The sequence below is a fragment of the Lelliottia sp. RD5 genome, assembly GCF_056032945.1.
The window spans coordinates 1,255,002-1,274,738 of the sequence record NZ_JBVYHQ010000001.1 but is presented as its reverse complement, the minus strand read 5'-3'; the positions used below and the strand labels follow the sequence as shown (position 1 = coordinate 1,274,738).

The following is a 19,737-nucleotide window of genomic DNA, read 5'->3' as shown; positions in this document are numbered from 1 at the left end:
AAATAAAAAGCCGGGCGAGTGCCCGGCGAGACGTGATTATTGTGGGAACCACTGGTCACTGATTTTCTGGTAAGTGCCGTCGGCTTTGATTGCTTTCAGCGCACCGTTCAGTTTTTCCAGTAGGGCTTTGTTATCCGGGCGTACCGCGATGCCAAGGCCAGTACCAAAGTACTGCGGGTCGGTCACTTTTTCCGTCGCTGTACCCAGCTGAGGGTTGGTTTTAAGCCACTCGTTCACCACGGCGGTGTCACCAAACACCCCGTCAATACGGCCATTTTTCAGGTCGATAATCGCGTTCTGGTAGCTATCGTAAGCCACGGTTTTGACTTCAGGATGTTGATCCTGCAGATATTTCTGGTGCGTGGTGCCGTTTTCCATCCCGATGCGTTTGCCTTTCAGCTCAGCGAAGGATTTGTAAGTGTCTTTTTTCGCGATAACGACCGCAGAGTTAGCATAGTAAGGGTCGGTGAAAGAGACCTGTTTGCTACGATCTGGTGTGATGTCCATTCCGGAAATGACCGCATCGTATTTTTTAAATTTCAGCGCCGGGATCAGGCTGTCGAACGCGTGGTTGGTAAAAGTGCAGTCGGCCTGCATTTGTTTGCACAGCGCTTTCGCAAGATCGATATCAAAACCAACGATCTGATTGCTGGCATCCAGCGATTCGAATGGCGGATAAGTGGCGGAAACGCCGAAGCTGATTTTATCTGCGGCTGATGCGCCAGCGGCGAAAGTTGCCAGTAATGCGGCCAGAACGTACTTTTTCATTTTACTGCTCCCGTCTGTCAATCTGTCTTATGCGCCGTGTCTTCGGCATAGATAAACAATGCCATTTATTGAATTTGTATGCAATAAAAATGATTAAATATTATTTATCGCATAAAAAAAGACGGGCAGTGGTTAGACTTGCCCGTCTTTAAGACTCACGGTTTATGCAGTTTATTGATTAATTTCTGCGCTCAAATGCCAGCGCTTTGTTCTCGATAAGACGCATCATCAGCGTCAGCAGACCGTTCACAATCAGATAAACCAGACCTGCTGCACCAAACACCATGACGTCATAGGTGCGGCCGTACAGCAGCTGTCCGTGACCCATAACTTCCATCAATGTGATGGTGTACGCCAGAGACGTGCTTTTAAACACCAGCACCACTTCATTGGAATAGGAAGAGAGCGCGCGTTTAAACGCATACGGCAGCAGGATCGCCAGCGTGTCTTTCTTGCTCATCCCCAGCGCGCCGCAGGACTGCCACTGGCCTTCCGGAATCGCGCGGATCGCGCCATAGAAAAGCTGCGTGGTATACGCCGCGCTGTTCAGCGACAGGGCAATCAAGGCGCAAAGCCAGGGTTCAGACAGCAGATGCCAGATAACCGGGTATTCCTGCAGCGCCGGGAACTGGCCCGGTCCGTAGTAAATCAGGAAGATCTGCACCAGCAGCGGCGTACCCGTAAACAACGTGATATAGGCGCGAACAATCCACACCAGCACCGGCGTTTTTAGCGTCAAAACGATGGTAAAAATCAGCGCCAGAATCAGAGCCACCACAATGGACGCCACGGTGAGCGTCAAGCTGGTGTGAAGCCCTTTCATCAGCTCAGGTAAATACTCAAGCATCAGCCGGGTCTCCGTTCAAAGCGCGTGGCACGCAGGTCAATGCGTTTCAGAACGTACTGACTTAGTAGCGTGATCACCAGGTAGATAGCCGCCGCAACGATATACCAGGTGAAAGGCTCCTGGGTGCGGGTGGCAATACTTTTGGTCTGGAGCATTAAATCGTTCACGCTTATCAGGCTCACCAGCGCGGTATCTTTCAGCAATACCAGCCACTGATTTCCCAGGCCTGGCAGGGCATGACGCCACATCTGTGGCATCACCAGACGGAAGAAAATCGCCGTCTTAGATAAACCCAACGCCTGACCGGATTCCCACTGCCCGATTGGCACCGCTTTCAGCGCACCGCGTAGCGTTTGCGACGCGTAGGCGGAATAGAGCAGCGAAAGCGCGATCACGCCGCAGAGGAACGGACTGACGTCAAAGTTCTCAATCTGCATCTGCACGGGAATCTGGGCAAAACCCAGGTTTATCGTGAAGCCGTCAGAGAGCGTCAGCAGCAGCTGTGACGAACCGAAATAGATAAACAGGACTACCAGAATTTCTGGCAGTCCGCGCAGAACGGTGACCAGCGCGGAGCCAATCCATGCGATTGGGCGCCATTTCGCTGACTCCCATACCGCAAAGATCATCGCCAGCGCCAGGCCGATAATGAGCGCACAAACGGCAAGGCCGACGGTCATCCCGGCGGCGCTTGCTAGAGGAAAAAATTCGTTCATCAGATCTTACTTCTGGAACCATTTGGCATAGATGGTTTCGTAGGTGCCGTCTTTTTTCACTTTTTCGAGCGCAGCGTTGAATTTCTGCTGCAATTCCGTGTTGCCCTGACGTACCGCGATGCCCAGACCCGTGCCGAAGTAATCTTTGTCGGTCACTTTATCGCCGACTGCCGCCAGCTTATCGTTGGCTTTCAGCCATTCGGTAACTACAGCGGTATCACCAAATACCGCGTCGATACGCCCGTTTTGCAGATCCAGTTTCGCATTCTGGTAGCTGTCATAAGGCACGGTGGTGATTTCCGGATGTTTATCCATGATGAATTTCTGGTGCGTTGTGCCGTTCTGTACGCCGACTTTTTTGCCTTTCAGCAGATCAATAGAGGCAAATTTGCCTTTCTGACCGATGAACAGGGCGGAGTTGTCATAGTAAGGGGTAGAGAACAGAACCTGTTTTTCACGCTCAGGGGTGATGTCCATACCGGCCATGACCGCATCGATGCGCTTGAATTTCAGGCTTGGGATCAGGCTATCGAAAGACTGGTTGGTGAAGGTACAGGTCGCATCGATCTCTTGACACAACGCGTTTGCCAGGTCCACGTCAAAGCCCACAATTTTGTTGTTCGCATCGATAGACTCAAACGGAGGATAAGAGGCTTCGGTGGCAAAGCGGATAGTCTGTGCTGCGGTAGCGGAAAGGCTGATGCTAGCAAGCAGTGCGGCAATCAATACTTTTTTCATTATCATTTTCCCTAACACATCAGTGAGATAAATAGTTTTTAAAGGCGTCAGTTTGCGGAGCGGTGAAGCAGCTCGCATCCCCTTGCTCGACGATAAGACCGTTTTCCATATACACCACGCGGCTGGCGGTTTTGCGCGCCACTTCCACTTCGTGCGTCACGATGACTTGCGTGATATTCGTTTCAGCCAGTTCGCGGATAATGCTGACGATCTGGGCGGTAATTTCTGGGTCCAGCGCGGCGGTAGGTTCATCGAACAGTAGAACAGCGGGTTCCATCATCAGGGCGCGTGCAATGGCAACGCGCTGCTGTTGACCGCCAGAAAGATGCAGTGGATAGCGATCGCTGTACGGTTTCAGGCGCAGACGTTCCAGTAATTTTTCGGCACGCGCCAGCGCCTGATCTTTGCTCAAACCCAGCACACGACAGGGCGCTTCAATCAGGTTTTGCTGCACGGTCAGGTGCGGCCAGAGATTATATTGCTGAAAGACCATGCCGACGTTCTGGCGCAAATCGCGGATCGCTTTGTCGGACGGCGTTTTGGCAAAATCAAAGTGATTGCCGGCGATCGCAAGCGTACCGGAGCGTGGCATTTCAAGCAGATTGAGGACGCGCAGAAGTGAGCTTTTACCTGCGCCGCTTGGGCCAAGTAAAACCAGCGTTTCGCCCTCGGGGCAGTTCAGCGTGATGTCGAACAGCGCCTGGTGTGCGCCGTAGAAGCAGTTAATGCCGTTTAGTTGAATACTCATCGGGGCAGTCTTTACTCATCCAGGCAATCTATAGCAATTGAGGCCGCAGATAGTACCGTTGACAGAATAGTTATGCAATATTTATGCGTTAAAAGTTAAATATAACCCGTAATTCTATCTAAACATAGCACAAAATAGCGGAAGGCAAATGGGGTGAGAATAAATGTCGGCATTCCTCATGAAATGCCGGACATTTTACGGGGGTAACGATTTTTACTCAGCGATTCTCAATCGACTGGCGCAGCGTGCCAGCCGGGGCGTGTACGCTGCCACCGATATAGCGAACGTCATCAATCGCCCAACATTGGCCTTCGCGGATCATCAGCACTTCGTCCTGCCAGGACTGGTCGCCTTGAGTCAGTTTCACTCTTAACGGAATGTTTCGCGCATCGGTATTCGGAATCGTGGAGGCGCTGGCGACCGCTGCGCTGTCAGGCGGCGTGGTGCGACTGGAGAACGGATCGGACTGAAGCAGCGCGTTGTGTTGCGGGTCGCGAGTGGCATCGCTCAGCAGTTTCGCCAGGTTGTCGCTCAGATAGGGGCGCAGGGCGGTGATGTCGTTGTTGCGATGCTGGATACGGTAGTCGTAAAACTGCTGGGCTACCGCATCAGGACCGCCGTCAATGCAAGGGCCGCTGCGGGTTCCGATGTCCTTGAATGCCGGTGTAACAGGCGTGGTGCAGGCGCTGAGCAGCAGCGCACAAGGCACCAAAAGCGTCAAAGCAGAATAGCGCATGTTGATTTCCTTAATGATTAACTATCCTTTCAATCATAGCGTAACGCACCGATAATGCTGGGGAAGTGATGCGCTAAGGCGTTGAACGCGATACCGGTCATCCGTCGGGTTGCGGCCGTGTTGTCGCAACTTAAGGGTTCAGGGCATGTAAAAAGGAGAGACACGATGCAATTTTCAACAACTCCAACGCTGGAAGGGCAGCCGATCGTCGAGTACTGCGGCGTGGTAACGGGTGAGGCCATTCTGGGGGCGAATATTTTCCGCGACTTTTTTGCTGGCATCCGCGATATCGTCGGTGGGCGTTCCGGAGCTTATGAAAAAGAGCTGCGCAAGGCGCGCGAAATCGCGTTCAAAGAACTCGGCGAGCAGGCCAAAGCGTTGGGCGCTGATGCGGTTGTGGGGATTGATATCGACTATGAAACGGTCGGTAAAGACGCCAGCATGCTGATGGTGAGCGTCAGCGGTACCGCGGTGAAAACGCGTCGATGAAACGTCTGCTGTCTCTTTCCCTGCTGGCCTTGCTGCTGGTGGGATGCGCGGGTGAAAAGGGCATCGTCGATAAAGGGACGTATGAGCTGGATACCCGCCATCAGGCGCAGGCTGCCTATCCACGCATTAAAGTGTTGGTGATCCATTATACAGCAGATGATTTCGACAGTTCTCTGGCAACGCTGACCGATAAACACGTCAGCTCGCATTATCTTATTCCCGCTAAACCGCCTGCGCCGGACGGCAAACCGCGCATCTGGCAACTGGTGCCTGAAAGCGAGCTGGCCTGGCATGCGGGCGTGAGTTTCTGGCGCGGCACGAACCGTATTAACGATACCTCGATTGGCATTGAGCTGGAAAACCGAGGCTGGCAGAAAACGGGCAGCGTGAAGACCTTTACCCCGTTTGAGCCTGAGCAAATTGCCGCGTTGATTCCGCTCGCCAAAGACATTATTGCCCGGTACGACATCAAGCCGCAGAACGTGGTGGCGCATTCTGATATTGCCCCGCAGCGCAAAGACGATCCTGGCCCGCTATTCCCGTGGCACGCGCTGGCCCAGCAGGGGATTGGCGCATGGCCCGATCCGGCTCGCGTCGCATTTTATCTTAACGGAAAGCCGCCGTATCAGAGCGTGGAACCTGCCGCGTTGCTCGATCTTCTGGCGCGTTACGGGTATGACGTGCCGGAAAATAGCACTGAGGCGCAGCATAAGCGCATTATTATGGCGTTTCAGATGCACTACCGTCCCGAGGTCTGGAACGGTATTGCGGATGCGGAATCTATGGCGATTGCCGAGGCGTTATTAGAAAAGTACGGGCAGGGATAATTCGCGTTAGCGGTGCAGTTTACCGTGATCGCGCAGCCACGCCGCCGTGCGTACAATGCCTTCATCCAGCGTGACGATCGGCTTGTATCCCAGTTCGTTTTCAGCACGCGTGGTATCCAGCGTAAAATCAAAATTGAGCTTCGACACGCCATAGTGCGTCAGCGCGGGCTCTTTGGCGGATTTATTGCCAAAGCGCTCCATGCTGCGGGCGATCATGTCCAGCATCGGGTAGGGCACCGAACGAATACGGCAGTGAATATTCAGCTCGTCGATCAGACGCTGTACGATATTACGCAGGCTTTGCGGCTCACCGTTGGTGATGTTGTACGCGCGACCTGAAATAAGGTTATCGCACTCTGGCTGGCTCGCCAGCCACATCGCATGAATCGCATTTTCAAAATAGGTCATATCCACCAGCGCATCGCCACCGCGCGGCAACAGCACGCTGCCGTAGTGATGCATCATTTGAGCCAGACGCGGGATAAACACTTTATCGTGCGGCCCAAACAGGCTTTGCGGACGCAGAACGGTAAACCGCGTGTGCGGGTTTGACTGCGCCAGCAGATCGATCACCTCTTCGCTGGCGGCTTTACTGCGCGCAAATTCGCAGGCGAACCGCGCCGGGCGAAAATCTTCCTGGATATTACGATGATGGTGATAATCGAAATAGAGAGACGGGGAGGAGACATGAATGAAATTCCGCACTCCCCACGCGACAGACCATTCCCCGAGACGGCGGGTGGCGCGCACGTTCGCGAGGTCAAAGGCTTCCTGCGTTCCCCAGGGAGAGGTAAAACTGGAGCAGTGCCACAGCGTATCGATTCCGGCGAGCATAACTTTGGCCTGCGAAGAAACCAGCTCCGTCAGGTCGGCATGGATGAATTCAGCCCCCATTTTTTGCAGGAGTTTGCCCATCGCTTCGTTGCGACCGGTGGCTCTGACACTGATGCCTTTGTTGCGCAGGAATTCGACCGCATTTCGGCCTAAGCCGCTGGTGGCGCCGGTAACCAGTACCTTCATATCAATCCACTGTGTTGAAAAGAATTTCGTGCGCATTCTTCCGTGAATCACGCCACGATGCAATGGGAAAGGTGAAAGAATCAGAGTTTTAATCAGATTTTTTCTGACTTGTGTTCTGCAAGATGCGCAATCCGTTTTGCCATGCCGCGGAAGATAAACAGGTGCGCCGGGATCATCAACAGCCAGTAGAAAAGCCCCGGCATTCCGTGCGGGTGCCACCACGCGCGCACGTCCAGTTCGCGGTGATCGCCTTTGTCTTTCAGCGTGAAGCACAATCGCCCAAGGCCTGGCGCTTTCATACCGAACAGCAGCGCCAGCTGTTTTTCGGGCTCGACGATGATCACTTTCCAGCTATCGACCGTATCGCCTGGCTGCAGCATGGCGTGTTCAGGCCGGCCTTTTGCCAGCTTGTGTCCCACCAGTAGATCCAGCATGCCGCGCGTTTGCCAGAGAATATTGCCAAAGAAATAGCGCTCTTTGCCGCCAATTTGATTGACTACTTCCCAGAGTGCTTCGAGGCTGGCACGGGTTTTCACCGTGTAGCCCGCCTGTTTGGCGTAATATCCGTACTCCGGACGCCAACGGGCAAAGGCCTGCGCGTCGTAACCCCAGTCGCTGGAGTTCATCAGCTTCTCTTCTTCTTTTAGCGTGTTGCGCACCGCGTCGTCGAAACGGATCAGATCTTGCGGGATCAGCGCCCGCAATTCGCGGTCATCGGCCAGCAGATCGTGTTTCAGTCCCTGGATCAGCGCTTTGGCTGTCGTCGGCGGAACGGACGTAATGATGTTCAAAAACCAGACGGAGATCCAGCTGGTTGGGAAGGGGATGGGTACCAGCAAGCGGCGACGTCCGCTAACCCTCATAAAATGCTCAAACTGTTCCTGATAGCTCAACACTTCCGGCCCGGCGGCTTCCAGCACGCGATGCTGCGCGCTGGGATGATTCAGCAGTTCCATCAGATAATGCAGCAGATTTTCCAGCGCAATCGGCGTGGTGCGCGAGCGTACCCAGCGCGGTGGCGTCAGCACCGGCAGGTTGTAAACCATATCGCGCATCACTTCAAATGCCGCCGATCCTGCGCCCACGATGATCCCGGCACGTAATTCGGTAAGCGGAATAGTGGCGCTGCGCAGCATTTCACCCGTAAGCTGACGCGCGCGCAGGTGATCGGACTGCTCGCTTTCAGGCGCTTGCAACGAGCTTAAGAAAATGATCTGCTTAACGGGCGTTTTCAGCAGGGCGTCGCGCACGTTCAACGCCACCTGGCGTTCATGCGCGATAAAATCACCGCCTTCGCCCATGCTGTGCACCAGATAATAGAGCGTATCGACGCCCTCCAGCAGGACGGGCAATTCCTTTGGCCAGTTGAGATCAACATTGTGACAGCTGACGTTGGGCAGGTTCAGCTTCTGGAGGCGCTCAGTATTGCGTGCCGCCGCCAGCACCTGATGTCCTTGCTCACTCAATGCGGACGTCAAATGCTGACCGATATAGCCACTGGCGCCGAGCACCAGAATACGTTGCGGCACGGTGTGCTCCTTAGCGCTGTAAAAAGGCCTGCCAGTGTTTCACCACGTCAGAAAGCTGCTCGCGACTGACGTCAAGGTGCATTACCAGGCGCACCACTGGGGATGCGTTTAACAGCACGCCACGGGATTTCATGAACTCACCCAGTGCGGCGGCGTTTTCATCACCCACGCGAATGAACAGCATATTGGTATCGTGACGCATCACATCCGCGCCGATTTCACGCAGTTGAGTCGCCATCCAAGCGGCATTGTCATGATCGTCTTTCAGGCGCGCGACGTTGTTTTTCAGCGCATACAGTCCAGCTGCGGCCAGAATGCCAGCCTGACGCATACCGCCGCCGGTCATTTTACGCCAGCGGTTGGCGCGCTTGATGTAACCCGCATCGCCGACCAACAGCGATCCGACCGGCGTCCCCAGACCTTTTGAAAGACAAATCGTGAACGTATCGCAGTATTGAGTAATCTCTTTCAGCTCGCAGCCATATTCCACCACGGCGTTAAAGATGCGCGCGCCGTCGACATGCAGCGCCAGATTGCGCTCGCGGGTGAACGCCCACGCGGCTTTCAGGTATTCGCGCGGAAGGACTTTACCGTTATGGGTATTTTCCAGACTGAGCAGTTTGGTTCGCGCGAAGTGAATATCGTCGGCTTTGATTTTGGCCGCGACTTTATCCAGCGGCAGGGAGCCGTCAGACGCGGCATCAATCGGCTGCGGCTGAATGCTGCCCAGCACCGCGGCGCCACCGGCTTCGTACAGATAGTTATGCGCGCCCTGGCCCACAATATACTCTTCGCCGCGCTCGCAATGGCTGAGCAATGCGACCAGATTGGCCTGCGTGCCGGTGGGCAGGAACAGCGCCGCCTCTTTCCCGCTTAATTCCGCGGCATAGCGCTGGAGTTCGTTGACCGTTGGGTCGTCACCGTACACGTCGTCCCCGACCGGTGCGGCCATCATCTCTTCAAGCATGGCGCGATTCGGACGGGTGACGGTATCACTGCGTAAATCAATCATGGCATATCCTTATATACACGCATCTTTCACGCCTGCGCGTTAGCGGCACCTGCAAACCCCTGTCACATTTTGTGTTCCTGGGGTTTCAGGCTTGCCGCTTTGACGCATCACGAATGATTTTTGCGTATGACTTTAAAAGGATATTTTTACCTGAGCCAGTTGGTTTTTGCTAGCTCCATCACTTCGTCACCGCGACGGCTAATAATGGCGCGCAGCATATACAGGCTAAAGCCTTTGGCCTGCTCCAGTTTGATTTGCGGTGGGATCGCCAGCTCTTCTTTGGCCACCACGACATCGACCAGCACCGGACCGTCGATGGAAAACGCACGTTGCAGCGCTTCATCCACGTCTGCGGCTTTTTCCACGCGGATACCCGTGATACCGCAGGCTTCGGCGATTTTCGCAAAGTTGGTATCGTGCAGATCCGTGCCGTCGGTCAGATAGCCACCGGCTTTCATCTCCATCGCCACGAATCCCAGCACGCTGTTATTGAACACCACGATTTTCAGCGGCAGCTTCATCTGTACCACCGACAAAAAATCGCCCATCAGCATGCTGAATCCGCCGTCGCCGCACATGGCGACAACCTGACGCTCCGGCGCGGTGGCTTTAGCGCCCAGCGCTTGCGGCATGGCGTTGGCCATTGAACCGTGGTTGAAGGAGCCGATCAGTCGGCGCTTGCCGTTCATTTTCAGATAACGCGCTGCCCAGACGGTGGGGGTGCCCACGTCGCAGGTAAAGATGGCGTCATCAGTGGCGAAATGGCTAATCTGTTGCACCAGATACTGCGGATGAATTGCCTTGTCGCTCGGCTTCGCGAGGTCGTCCAGCCCTTTGCGCGCGTCACGATAATCGCTGAGCGCTTTGTCGAGGAATTTGCGATCGGTTTTCTCTTCCAGATGTGGGATCAGGGCCGCGAGCGTGGCTTTGATATCGCCAATCAGCGCCATATCGACCTTGCTGTGCGAGCCAATACTGCCGGGATTAATATCGATCTGGATGATTTTCGCGTCAGTTGGATAGAACGCGCGATAGGGGAATTGCGTGCCGAGCAGCACCAGCGTATCGGCGTTCATCATCGTGTGGAAGCCGCTGGAGAAACCGATCAGACCGGTCATCCCCACGTCGTAAGGGTTGTCGTACTCCACATGTTCTTTGCCGCGCAGGGCGTGAACAATCGGTGCTTTTAGTTTTCCGGCAAATTCCAGCAGTTCTTTATGCGCGCCCGCGCAGCCGCTGCCGCACATGAGCGCAATGTTGCTGGAGTAGCGTAAGAGCTGAGCCAGTTTTTTGAGCTCCTCTTCCGCTGGCGTGACAACCGGCTGCGGCGCGGGGTACCAGTGCGTGCTCGCCCCTTCTGGCGCGGCTTTCAACGCCACGTCGCCAGGCAGCACCACGACTGAAACGCCACGATTGAGGATCGCTTTGCGCATCGCAATTGCCATCACCTGCGGGATTTGCTCCGGCGTGGAAACCAGCTCGCAGTAGTGGCTACATTCACGGAACAGCTCCTGCGGATGCGTTTCCTGAAAATAGCCGCTGCCGATTTCGCTCGACGGAATATGTGCGGCAATGGCCAGCACCGGAACGTGATTGCGATGGCAGTCGAACAAACCGTTTATCAAATGCAAATTACCCGGCCCGCACGATCCGGCGCAAACCGCCAGTTCGCCTGTCAGTTGCGCTTCCGCGCCTGCGGCAAATGCCGCGACTTCTTCATGGCGGGTGGGCATCCATTCGATGGTGCCCATTCGGTTGAGGCTGTCGCTGAGTCCGTTAAGTGAATCGCCGGTCACGCCCCAGATGCGTTTCACTCCAGCTTGTTCCAGCGTTTTCGCGACGTAAGCCGCTACGGTCTGTTTCATGGGTGTCCATCTCCGTTATGTGATAACGCTTACAAGCTTAGAAGAAAATGGCCGTTCTGCCCGTCAAATCCCCCTGATTAATAGTTACTTTCATTGTGCAACAATTCGTCATATTCTGTTGAGACTTCAATTAAAAACAGGAATCATTTCAGATGGTTAAATCATTGTTAATTGCTGTTAATAAAACGCTAACACATGAAGATTTTGGCAAGCTGTTACTGCGATTGGCCGTTGGTGGGTTAATGCTGTTCCACGGGATGCACAAGCTGATTGGCGGCGTGGATGGCATTAGCGGCATGCTGGTGGCAAAAGGATTACCAGGGTTTATCGCCTATGGCGTGTTGATTGGCGAAGTGGTTGCGCCTGTGCTGATTGTGCTGGGCATTCTGACGCGTCCGGCAGCGCTGGTGCTGGCCTTCACGATGATTGTCGCCTGGCTGATGGTCGGCACCGGCAAAACGTTCGCGCTGGACGCAGTAGGCGCATGGGCGATCGAAAGTCTGGTCTATTTCTTTATCGGCGCGTTAGCCGTGGCGTTTTTAGGTGCTGGGCGTTATGCCTTAGCCAAAGACCCGGCCTGGAAGTAAGGTTTTATCCGGGCGGCGCGAGCTTATATCGAGATAAAAACCAGCTTCCACAGAGAGGGTTCTTCGGAACCCTTTTTTGTGGGTGCTGTTTAAGTCATTGATATTGTTGAGTAGAATAAGTATCTAAAAAAAAAGGGTTTGGCGCGCTGGAATCGAATTTCACTTTAAGTATCAAAAGGAAAGGTGTAGATTGCTTCAGTTCACTGCCGTACAGGCAGCCTGGAAATACGCCAAATAAAAAGGCCAGCGGATGCTGGCCTTTCGCGTTTTAACAGGCGATAACGAGTTTACGCCAGTACCAAATCACCCTGTGGATGACAGGAACAGGCCAGCACGTAGCCCTCGGCGATCTCTGCTTCCGTCAGCGTCATGGTGCTGTTGACGGTATAGTCACCGGAAACCACTTTCGTTTTGCAGCAACCGCACACGCCAGCACGGCAGGCGGCGACAATCGGAACCTTGTTGCTTTCCAGCGCTTCCAACAGCGTGGTGCCAACGCGACCGAAAAAGGTCTGCGCCGGTTGTAGCTTGGTGAATTTCACGCCGCTGGTTACGGCTTCTGCCACTGGCGTGAAGAACTGCTCTTTAAAGAAGCGAGTCACCCCGAGCGCGTGAACCTCTTTTTCGACAATGTCCATATACGGCGCAGGCCCACAGGTCATTACCGTACGCGACGCGATGTCCGGCACGCTTTGCAGCAGTTCACGGCTCAGACGACCGGCGACAAAGCCGTGAGTGGCGTTATTTTCTGCCACCATCGTCACAGGATAATTTCGCCATTCGTCGGCAAAAATCACATCGTCGGGAGAGCACACGCTAAAGATAACCTGCACGTCAGCGTGCGGACGATTTTTTGCCAGCCAGCGACGCATCGACATCACCGGCGTTACGCCACAACCCGCAGCCAGCATCAGGAATTTATCGTCGGCTTTGTCGTCGCAGGTGAAATCCCCCTGCGCATCGGAGAGCCAAATATAATCCCCGCGCTTGACGTCGTTGGTCAGCCACTGCGATCCCGCGCCCTCGTCAATACGGCGGATGGTGAGCGTAATGTACTCGCTCACGCCCGGTGTCGAGGAAAGGGTGTACGCACGCAGCGTGTCGGCAGCATTGCGAACGCTAACCAGCGCATACTGACCCGCACGGTACGGATAGAAGTCATGGCACAGCAGTGAAAGCGTCCACACATCCGGCGTCTCCTGATGGATGTGATGAACCTGCATCCGCCACGGACATTGTGAGGTTGGCATCGTCATAAATACTCCTTACGCGCTCAGCAGTTGCTGCATGTCTTCTTCTACGGTCGTCACGGAACGCAGACCGAATTTCTCGTTCAACACGGCCAGCAGATCCGGGGTCAGGAAGCCTGGCGCGGTCGGACCGGTGACGATATTGGTGACGCCCAGCGACAGCAGGGTCAGCAGGATCACGATCGCTTTCTGCTCGAACCAGGAGAGCACCAGAGACAGCGGCAGATCGTTCACGCCGCAGCCCAGTTTCTCTGCAAGCGTCACCGCCAGGATAATTGCTGAGTACGCATCGTTACACTGACCGGCATCAATCAGACGCGGCAGGCCTTCGATATCGCCGAAGTCCAGTTTGTTGAAGCGATATTTACCGCAGGCCAGGGTCAGGATCAGACAATCCTGCGGGACGCTGGTGGCGAAATCGGTGAAGTAGTTACGTTCACCCCGTGCGCCGTCACAGCCGCCCACCAGGAAGATGTGACGCAGTTTTTCGCGGCTCACCAGATCGATCAGAGAATCAGCAGCACCCAACAGGGTTTCGCGGCCAAAGCCCACGGTGATCATGTGTTCGATTTCGCTGAACGGGAAGCCCGCCATCTGCTGTGCCTGGGTGATAACCGGTGCGAAATCATCACCTTCGAGGTGGCTCACACCTGGCCAACCGACAATGCTGCGGGTCCAGATGCGATCGTCGTAAGAACCGACGGTCGGATCGATAATGCAGTTTGAGGTCATCACGATGGGGCCTGGGAAGCGGGCAAATTCCACCTGTTGATTCTGCCAGCCGCTGCCGTAGTTACCGATCAGATGTTTGAATTTGCGCAGCTCCGGATAGCCGTGTGCAGGCAGCATTTCGCCGTGGGTGTAGACGTTAACGCCTGTTCCTTCGGTTTGCAGCAACAGATTGTAGAGGTCTTTCAGGTCGTGGCCGGAGATCAAAATACACTTACCGGCAGTCGCTTTCACGTTCACCTGCGTTGGGGTTGGGTGACCGTAAGTCTCGGTTTCGCCCGCATCCAGAATGCTCATCACTTTGAAGTTCATCTGGCCGATTTCCATTGAGCACGCCAGCAGCGCGTTCATATCGGAAGGCCAGGTCCCCAGCCACGCCATGATGTTGTGGTACTGGGCGTAAATGTCGTTGTCGTACTGACCGAGTACGTGGGCGTGTTCCATATAGGCCGCTGCGCCTTTCAGGCCGTACAGGCACAGCAGGCGCAGGCCGAGAATATTCTCACCGATCGCCGCTTTATCTTTGTTCGGGGTGAAGTCTGCCGCCTGACGCTGCAGGTCGCCCAGATCGTCGCTCACCAGTTGCAGGTCAGCCATTGGGTTATCCACCGCAGCATTGGCATCTGCATTCAGGCTTTGTGCTTTCAGTGCTTCGCGAAGGGCAATGGCTTCACGCGCGTAGCCCACGATGCGTGGAGAATCGAAGTTCACGTTAGTCAGCGTGGAGAAAAAGGCGCGCGGTGCGAAGTTATCGACATAGTGATCCACAATGCCGTATTGACGCGCTTTTGCGGCCCAGGCGGACAGGCCTTGCAGGGCCGCAATCAGGAGATCTTGCAGGTCAGACGTTTCTGCCGTTTTACCGCACATACCCTGCGAGTAGGAGCAGCCGTTGCCGGCGGGGGTACGGATGGTTTGTTCGCATTGCACACAAAACATAATCACACCTATTAAAGTTATATTTTAGATACATGTTTAAGATTATGCGCTTGGCGGGACGTAGAAAAGGTCTTTCTTCTACAAAGTAAAGGGATATTGATTTAGCGCAATTTTGGCGGTAGAGGGCTACCGCCAGAGAGGTATCAGGCGGAGAAAACCGCCATCAGAATCGGTACCAGCAGGCTCAAAATAAAACCATGCACGATGGCGGCAGGCACCAGCTCCAGCCCACCCGAGCGCTGTAAAACGGGCAGCGTGAAGTCCATCGATGTGGCTCCGCACAGGCCGAGCGCCGTTGAGCGGCTCTGACGCACCAGCCCCGGAATGAGCATAATCGCGATCAGTTCTCGACCCAGATCGTTAAAGAACGCGGCGCTGCCGATAACCGGACCAAATGATTCGGTGAGTAAAATACCGGACAACGAATACCAGCCAAACCCTGATGCCATCGCCAGGCCGGTTTTTAGCGGCAGATCGAGAATAAACGCGTTAATCACCCCCGCGACCATGGAGCTTGCCACGACGACCACCGCGACAATCATCCCTCGGCGATTTAGCACGATTTGTTTCAGGGTCATGCCGTTATTACGCAGCTGAATACCAATCAGGAACAGCAGGAAAATTAATGTATATTCGCTGGCTTCGGTTGCGTGCTGTAAAAACGCAAGCCCTGTCAGGCCGAGCAGAAAACCCAGCACCACCACACCGCACAGTTTTAATGACTCCAGCGCCATCGCAATTCGTGAGGGTAATTTTTCTTGCTGGTGATGATTTTTCCACGGAATGGTTCGTTCTAGCCACAACAGCGCGGCAATATTACACACCAAAATAACCACAATAGTGACAATGGAATAATGGAGAATTGACAGCAGATTGGCGGCCAGATTATCCAGGAATCCGAGGCTTATCCCCATGAAAAACAAGATCACGTAAACAATCCAACTCAGAAAGCGATTAATGAGTTTTAAAGCGGAGGCGTGACGGAGGGGAATAAGGTAGCCCACTACCAGTGGCAGCAGAATGATTAAAAGTCCTGAAAACATGAACAGCCTGTCCTTTATAAGTATCTGAATAGCGCCAAAGACACTACCCAATAAAGACTGCTCAGTAAAGATGCAAAATAAAAGCCGGGTGGCGCAATGACCACCCGGCTGAGTCGCGGAGTGAATTAACGACGCTTTTCAAGCAGGGTGCGGTACAGCACGCCACCCAAAATACCGCCGATAATTGGCATCACCCAGAACAGCCACAGCTGCTGAAGCGCCCAGCCACCCTGGAAGAGGGCGACGGCGGTACTGCGTGCCGGGTTAACCGAGGTATTGGTCACTGGAATACTGATCAAGTGAATCAGGGTTAACGCCAGACCGATAGCAATTGGCGCAAATCCCGCTGGTGCGTTTTTGTCTGTCGCCCCGTGAATCACCAGCAAGAAACCGGCGGTCAGGACAATTTCAATCACTATCGCTGACAGCATAGAGAAGCCGCCAGGAGAGTGTTCGCCGTAACCGTTTGAGGCAAAACCGCTCGCTGTCGCATCAAAGCCAGCTTTACCGCTGGCGACAACATACAGAACCGCCGCGGCAATAATGCCGCCGACAACCTGGGCAATAATATAGCCAATCACGTCTTTTGCCGGGAAACGACCGCCGGCCCAGAGACCTAATGTCACGGCAGGGTTAAAGTGACCGCCGGAAATATGCCCGACCGCAAATGCCATGGTTAATACCGTTAAACCAAAAGCTAATGCCACACCCGCAAAACCAATGCCTAATTCCGGAAATGCTGCTGCAAGCACTGCGCTACCGCAGCCACCAAATACCAGCCAGAATGTACCAAAGCATTCCGCCGCTAATTTTCTAAACATAACCACCTCGTTAAATTCCATACGCTAATTTGCGTACGGCTGTATATCGCCTAAAAGGATGACGACTCAAAGAGCCGATATTTTAGAAAGCAATAACTTAGCAATACTACTTAAATAAATTCTGTTAATTTGATTTAAGGCAATGTGATGTTAGTTATTATTGGAATTGGGCTGAAATAAAGCGTAGCTCAATTCTGGACGCGTAGTATCTTGCGCGGCAGGGCGTATTTCAAATGAAAGCTCGCGAGCAAATTCTGATTTTAACGCTGCGTGACAAACACCAAACCGACGCCAGAGTGTTCTGTCTCGTCGCTGGGCGCTATACTCCTGATAACTTGAAGGAAAAAGTGACTAATTCGCGGGGGTTATATGCTTCTCGAGCGTGTGGAGATTGTCGGGTTTCGCGGCATTAATCGTTTGTCGCTCATGCTGGAACAGAACAATGTTCTGATTGGTGAAAACGCCTGGGGTAAATCCAGTCTTCTGGATGCATTAACCTTATTGCTTGCGCCTGGAGCGGAACTGTACAGCTTTGCTCGGGAAGATTTCTGGTTCCCGCCCGGCGATATCCTGGGGCGAGAACGTCATCTGCATATCATTCTGACTTTCCGCGAACTTGAGCCCGGTCGCCACCGCGTTCGGCGTTATCGTCCGCTTTCACCGTGCTGGGTGCCTTGTGACGACAATTACCAGCGCATTTTTTACCGTCTGGAAGGTGAACTGGCGCAAGACGACACCGTGCTGACGCTGCGCGGGTTTATGGATGCCAAAGGTCATCAAATAGCGCTTGAGAATATCGACGAACAGGCTCGCCATCTGGTGCGCCTGATGCCGGTATTACGTCTGAGGGACGCACGTTTTATGCGCCGGATCCGTAACGGTACGGTGCCTCATTTGCCTGAAGTCGAAGTGACGGCCCGCGAGCTGGACTTTCTGGCGCGCGAGCTGGTGGCTCGTCCGCAAAATCTGACTGACGGGCAAATTCGCCAGGGGCTGTCAGCGATGGTGCAACTGCTGGAGCACTATTTTTCTGAGCAGGGGACAACGCAAACGCATAACCGGCTAATGCGCCGCCGTTCGTATGACGAGCAGCGCAGCTGGCGCTATCTGGACATTATCAACCGGATGATCGATAAACCTGGCGGACGGTCTCATCGCGTCATCCTGCTGGGATTGTTCTCCACGCTGTTGCAGGCGAAAGGCAATCTTCAGCTCGACAAAGATGCCCGTCCGCTGTTGCTCGTCGAAGATCCTGAAACGCGGCTGCATCCCATCATGCTTTCGGTGGCATGGCATCTGCTCAATTTGCTGCCGCTCCAGCGCATCACCACCACTAATTCCGGAGAACTGCTTTCATTGACGCCCGTCGAGCACGTCTGTCGGCTGGTGCGCGAGTCATCACGCGTCACGGCGTTCCGCCTCGGCCCTGGCGGGTTGAGCGCCGAAGATGGTCGCCGCATTGCCTTTCATATTCGTTTCAATCGCGCGTCGTCGTTGTTTGCGCGCTGCTGGCTCCTGGTTGAAGGGGAAACCGAAACCTGGGTGATCAACGAACTGGCGCGCCAGTGCGGGCATCATTTCGATGCGGAAGGCATCAAAGTCATTGAGTTCGCCCAGTCTGGTTTAAAGCCGCTGATTAAGTTTGCCAGCCGTATGGGCATCGAATGGCACGTGCTGGTGGATGGTGATGAAGCCGGGAAAAAGTACGCTAGCACCGTGCGCGGTGTGCTGGGTAATAACGGGGAAGAGGAGCGCGTGCACCTCACAGCATTGCCGGCGATGGACATGGAACACTTTATGTATCGTCAGGGCTTTGACGACGTTTTTCACCGGGTGGCGATGATTCCGGTCAATGTGCCGATGAACATGCGGCGGGTGATCACGAAGGCGATTCATCGCTCGTCAAAACCCGATCTGGCGATTGAAGTGGCGGCGGAGGCCGGAAGAAGGGGCGTCGAGTCTGTGCCCACGCTGCTGCGGAAAATGTTTTCCCGCGTGCTGTGGCTGGCACGCGGGAAAGCGGATTAGCCGCGTGCGGCCTGATTGACCTGAGCGATCAGGCTGTCCAGAAGCTCATAGCGACGACGGTACTCGGCGCGTTTCTTGCTCGCGATATCTTCCATAGACTTGCGGGGCATTTCGAGCGCGAGCGAAAAATTGCCGGTCGGGTGCTGTTCGCCACCAATGGAGCGCCAGAAACTGTCGTAATCCGCCAGCAGTTTCCCCTCTTTTTTCTTGCGATAACGCCAGCTGCGATAAATATGCGTAGCGTTACTGACCGCCAAAATCTGCTCAACCGGGAAGACTGCGCCCAGCGTCATGGCGGCTTCCACCAGCAGACGTTTCGGGAACAGGCCGTGGCAGGCTTTGGTCGCCCCCTGGATTAGTTCATGCGGAACAAAGGCTTTTGCGCCCTGCATGCCACCGATAAACAGCGTCGATTTTCCCTCAAACTGGCAGAGCGTAAAGGTCAACTCAGCCAGAATGGTATTTTCCCGATCGCAAAACGCCAGCGTCGCTTCGCCTTCTTTATCCAGAAACGCATCGGCGCAGAGGCGAACGGTAAACTGTTGCTCGTCTTTTCCTGTCAGAGTCAGTAACGTCATGCCCTGTTTGGATAAATAGCCATTCATCAACGCGGCGGGAAGAACAGAATTCATTGTCTGATAATGCCAGGCCAGCGCGTCGAGCGTTTTCTGACGATCCATATTCACAGACAGCCACGGGCGATGTAACCGGCACGGCAACCCAGGCTGGACCTGCATCATTTGCATCAGCCGCGGTTGCTTTGCCAGGCTTGCCAGCAGGCGGGTGGTGCTGAACGGTGTCGCCAGTGAACGTAACATGAATTTGCGTCGATATGACGGGTTTTGCCAGGCGAGGCCAGGCGTATATTCACCGGAAGCAAGACTTTTGAAAAGCTGCCAGCCTGATTTTGGTTGAGGCTGCTGTGAATAAGGTGTATCGACGATGGAAGACATGATGATTACCGGCTTCAGGATAAGATCTGTATTTCAGCAGGTCTATAATCAACAGCGCGTCAACAAAGGTTTTGCGATACCAAAAACAGGGG

19 protein-coding genes are annotated in these 19,737 nt (G+C 54.3%); 4 read left to right on the top strand and 15 right to left on the bottom strand.

Annotation, left to right across the window (positions count from 1 at the left end):
* Positions 1-36 precede the first annotated feature (36 nt).
* The 6 genes from artJ to AC0LWE_RS06325 form a co-directional block, all read right to left on the bottom strand.
* A complete protein-coding gene (gene artJ / locus AC0LWE_RS06350) occupies positions 37-768 on the bottom strand; it encodes an arginine ABC transporter substrate-binding protein ArtJ (protein ID WP_131488469.1) in 732 nt (243 codons plus the stop codon).
* A gap of 178 nt (positions 769-946) precedes the next feature.
* A complete protein-coding gene (gene artM, locus AC0LWE_RS06345) occupies positions 947-1,615 on the bottom strand; it encodes an arginine ABC transporter permease ArtM (RefSeq protein WP_131488467.1) in 669 nt (222 codons plus the stop codon).
* Positions 1,615-2,331, bottom strand: a complete 717-nt coding sequence (gene artQ, locus AC0LWE_RS06340) for an arginine ABC transporter permease ArtQ (RefSeq protein ID WP_059178492.1) — start codon at positions 2,329-2,331, stop codon at positions 1,615-1,617. The genes artM and artQ overlap by 1 nt, the downstream gene beginning before the upstream one ends.
* A 6-nt stretch (positions 2,332-2,337) precedes the next feature.
* Positions 2,338-3,069, bottom strand: coding sequence for an arginine ABC transporter substrate-binding protein ArtI (gene artI, locus AC0LWE_RS06335; RefSeq protein ID WP_219346833.1), 732 nt, complete (start codon positions 3,067-3,069; stop codon positions 2,338-2,340).
* Positions 3,070-3,088: 19 nt separating this feature from the next.
* A complete protein-coding gene (gene artP / locus AC0LWE_RS06330) occupies positions 3,089-3,817 on the bottom strand; it encodes an arginine ABC transporter ATP-binding protein ArtP (RefSeq protein WP_059178490.1) in 729 nt (242 codons plus the stop codon).
* A 217-nt stretch (positions 3,818-4,034) separates the two neighbouring features.
* Complete coding sequence (locus tag AC0LWE_RS06325; protein ID WP_202667089.1) at positions 4,035-4,553, bottom strand: lipoprotein; 519 nt, start codon at positions 4,551-4,553, stop codon at positions 4,035-4,037.
* A gap of 165 nt (positions 4,554-4,718) precedes the next feature.
* On the opposite strand from AC0LWE_RS06325, the gene AC0LWE_RS06320 reads away from it, so the two are divergent.
* Together AC0LWE_RS06320 and AC0LWE_RS06315 are read left to right on the top strand one after the other, a co-directional pair.
* Complete coding sequence (locus tag AC0LWE_RS06320; protein WP_012016782.1) at positions 4,719-5,042, top strand: heavy metal-binding domain-containing protein; 324 nt, start codon at positions 4,719-4,721, stop codon at positions 5,040-5,042.
* Positions 5,039-5,869, top strand: coding sequence for an N-acetylmuramoyl-L-alanine amidase (locus AC0LWE_RS06315; protein ID WP_219346832.1), 831 nt, complete (start codon positions 5,039-5,041; stop codon positions 5,867-5,869). Before AC0LWE_RS06320 ends, AC0LWE_RS06315 begins: the two co-directional genes overlap by 4 nt.
* A 6-nt stretch (positions 5,870-5,875) precedes the next feature.
* Here AC0LWE_RS06315 and AC0LWE_RS06310 read toward each other — a convergent pair whose 3' ends face one another.
* The 4 genes from AC0LWE_RS06310 to poxB form a co-directional block, all read right to left on the bottom strand.
* The gene (locus AC0LWE_RS06310; protein ID WP_072241823.1) at positions 5,876-6,889 is read right to left on the bottom strand and encodes an NAD-dependent epimerase/dehydratase family protein; all 1,014 of its coding nucleotides are present in this window, start codon (positions 6,887-6,889) and stop codon (positions 5,876-5,878) included.
* 92 nt (positions 6,890-6,981) lie between these two features.
* On the bottom strand, positions 6,982-8,418 hold the full coding sequence (locus tag AC0LWE_RS06305) for an SDR family oxidoreductase (protein ID WP_219346831.1): 1,437 nt from the start codon (positions 8,416-8,418) through the stop codon (positions 6,982-6,984).
* A gap of 10 nt (positions 8,419-8,428) precedes the next feature.
* Positions 8,429-9,430 (bottom strand): low-specificity L-threonine aldolase, encoded by a 1,002-nt coding sequence (ltaE, locus tag AC0LWE_RS06300; RefSeq protein ID WP_219346830.1) that lies wholly within the window; start codon positions 9,428-9,430, stop codon positions 8,429-8,431.
* Between the two features lie 146 nt (positions 9,431-9,576).
* The gene (gene poxB / locus AC0LWE_RS06295) at positions 9,577-11,295 is read right to left on the bottom strand and encodes a ubiquinone-dependent pyruvate dehydrogenase (RefSeq protein ID WP_474265048.1); all 1,719 of its coding nucleotides are present in this window, start codon (positions 11,293-11,295) and stop codon (positions 9,577-9,579) included.
* A 152-nt stretch (positions 11,296-11,447) separates the two neighbouring features.
* Here poxB and AC0LWE_RS06290 point away from each other — a divergent pair, with 152 nt between their 5' ends.
* A complete protein-coding gene (locus tag AC0LWE_RS06290; protein ID WP_059178483.1) occupies positions 11,448-11,882 on the top strand; it encodes a DoxX family protein in 435 nt (144 codons plus the stop codon).
* A gap of 287 nt (positions 11,883-12,169) precedes the next feature.
* Here the strand turns inward: AC0LWE_RS06290 and hcr are convergent, their stop codons facing one another.
* The 4 genes from hcr to aqpZ all read right to left on the bottom strand — a co-directional run bounded on the left by hcr (position 12,170) and on the right by aqpZ (position 16,685).
* Positions 12,170-13,138, bottom strand: a complete 969-nt coding sequence (gene hcr / locus AC0LWE_RS06285; RefSeq protein ID WP_474265045.1) for an NADH oxidoreductase — start codon at positions 13,136-13,138, stop codon at positions 12,170-12,172.
* 9 nt (positions 13,139-13,147) lie between these two features.
* The gene (hcp, locus tag AC0LWE_RS06280; protein WP_219346828.1) at positions 13,148-14,800 is read right to left on the bottom strand and encodes a hydroxylamine reductase; all 1,653 of its coding nucleotides are present in this window, start codon (positions 14,798-14,800) and stop codon (positions 13,148-13,150) included.
* Between the two features lie 143 nt (positions 14,801-14,943).
* The gene (locus tag AC0LWE_RS06275; RefSeq protein ID WP_219346827.1) at positions 14,944-15,843 is read right to left on the bottom strand and encodes a LysO family transporter; all 900 of its coding nucleotides are present in this window, start codon (positions 15,841-15,843) and stop codon (positions 14,944-14,946) included.
* A 125-nt stretch (positions 15,844-15,968) separates the two neighbouring features.
* Positions 15,969-16,685 (bottom strand): aquaporin Z, encoded by a 717-nt coding sequence (gene aqpZ / locus AC0LWE_RS06270; RefSeq protein ID WP_323486270.1) that lies wholly within the window; start codon positions 16,683-16,685, stop codon positions 15,969-15,971.
* Between the two features lie 348 nt (positions 16,686-17,033).
* Here aqpZ and AC0LWE_RS06265 point away from each other — a divergent pair, with 348 nt between their 5' ends.
* Positions 17,034-18,692, top strand: coding sequence for an ATP-dependent endonuclease (locus AC0LWE_RS06265; RefSeq protein WP_219346826.1), 1,659 nt, complete (start codon positions 17,034-17,036; stop codon positions 18,690-18,692).
* Here AC0LWE_RS06265 and AC0LWE_RS06260 read toward each other — a convergent pair.
* The gene (locus tag AC0LWE_RS06260) at positions 18,689-19,645 is read right to left on the bottom strand and encodes a VirK/YbjX family protein (RefSeq protein WP_219346825.1); all 957 of its coding nucleotides are present in this window, start codon (positions 19,643-19,645) and stop codon (positions 18,689-18,691) included. The genes AC0LWE_RS06265 and AC0LWE_RS06260 overlap by 4 nt on opposite strands.
* Positions 19,646-19,737: the final 92 nt, after the last annotated feature.

What these genes read in the sequence shown, in the direction of transcription:
- AC0LWE_RS06320 (WP_012016782.1), top strand. Translation starts at nt 4,719, where the DNA reads ATGCAATTTTCAACAACTCCAACGCTGGAAGGGCAGCCGATCGTCGAG.
- artQ (WP_059178492.1), bottom strand. Translation starts at nt 2,331, where the DNA reads ATGAACGAATTTTTTCCTCTAGCAAGCGCCGCCGGGATGACCGTCGGC.
- artP (WP_059178490.1), bottom strand. Translation starts at nt 3,817, where the DNA reads ATGAGTATTCAACTAAACGGCATTAACTGCTTCTACGGCGCACACCAG.
- artI (WP_219346833.1), bottom strand. Translation starts at nt 3,069, where the DNA reads ATGAAAAAAGTATTGATTGCCGCACTGCTTGCTAGCATCAGCCTTTCC.
- AC0LWE_RS06260 (WP_219346825.1), bottom strand. Translation starts at nt 19,645, where the DNA reads ATGTCTTCCATCGTCGATACACCTTATTCACAGCAGCCTCAACCAAAA.
- AC0LWE_RS06275 (WP_219346827.1), bottom strand. Translation starts at nt 15,843, where the DNA reads ATGTTTTCAGGACTTTTAATCATTCTGCTGCCACTGGTAGTGGGCTAC.
- AC0LWE_RS06265 (WP_219346826.1), top strand. Translation starts at nt 17,034, where the DNA reads ATGCTTCTCGAGCGTGTGGAGATTGTCGGGTTTCGCGGCATTAATCGT.
- hcr (WP_474265045.1), bottom strand. Translation starts at nt 13,138, where the DNA reads ATGACGATGCCAACCTCACAATGTCCGTGGCGGATGCAGGTTCATCAC.
- ltaE (WP_219346830.1), bottom strand. Translation starts at nt 9,430, where the DNA reads ATGATTGATTTACGCAGTGATACCGTCACCCGTCCGAATCGCGCCATG.
- hcp (WP_219346828.1), bottom strand. Translation starts at nt 14,800, where the DNA reads ATGTTTTGTGTGCAATGCGAACAAACCATCCGTACCCCCGCCGGCAAC.
- poxB (WP_474265048.1), bottom strand. Translation starts at nt 11,295, where the DNA reads ATGAAACAGACCGTAGCGGCTTACGTCGCGAAAACGCTGGAACAAGCT.
- artJ (WP_131488469.1), bottom strand. Translation starts at nt 768, where the DNA reads ATGAAAAAGTACGTTCTGGCCGCATTACTGGCAACTTTCGCCGCTGGC.
- AC0LWE_RS06310 (WP_072241823.1), bottom strand. Translation starts at nt 6,889, where the DNA reads ATGAAGGTACTGGTTACCGGCGCCACCAGCGGCTTAGGCCGAAATGCG.
- artM (WP_131488467.1), bottom strand. Translation starts at nt 1,615, where the DNA reads ATGCTTGAGTATTTACCTGAGCTGATGAAAGGGCTTCACACCAGCTTG.
- aqpZ (WP_323486270.1), bottom strand. Translation starts at nt 16,685, where the DNA reads ATGGAATTTAACGAGGTGGTTATGTTTAGAAAATTAGCGGCGGAATGC.
- AC0LWE_RS06315 (WP_219346832.1), top strand. Translation starts at nt 5,039, where the DNA reads ATGAAACGTCTGCTGTCTCTTTCCCTGCTGGCCTTGCTGCTGGTGGGA.
- AC0LWE_RS06325 (WP_202667089.1), bottom strand. Translation starts at nt 4,553, where the DNA reads ATGCGCTATTCTGCTTTGACGCTTTTGGTGCCTTGTGCGCTGCTGCTC.
- AC0LWE_RS06290 (WP_059178483.1), top strand. Translation starts at nt 11,448, where the DNA reads ATGGTTAAATCATTGTTAATTGCTGTTAATAAAACGCTAACACATGAA.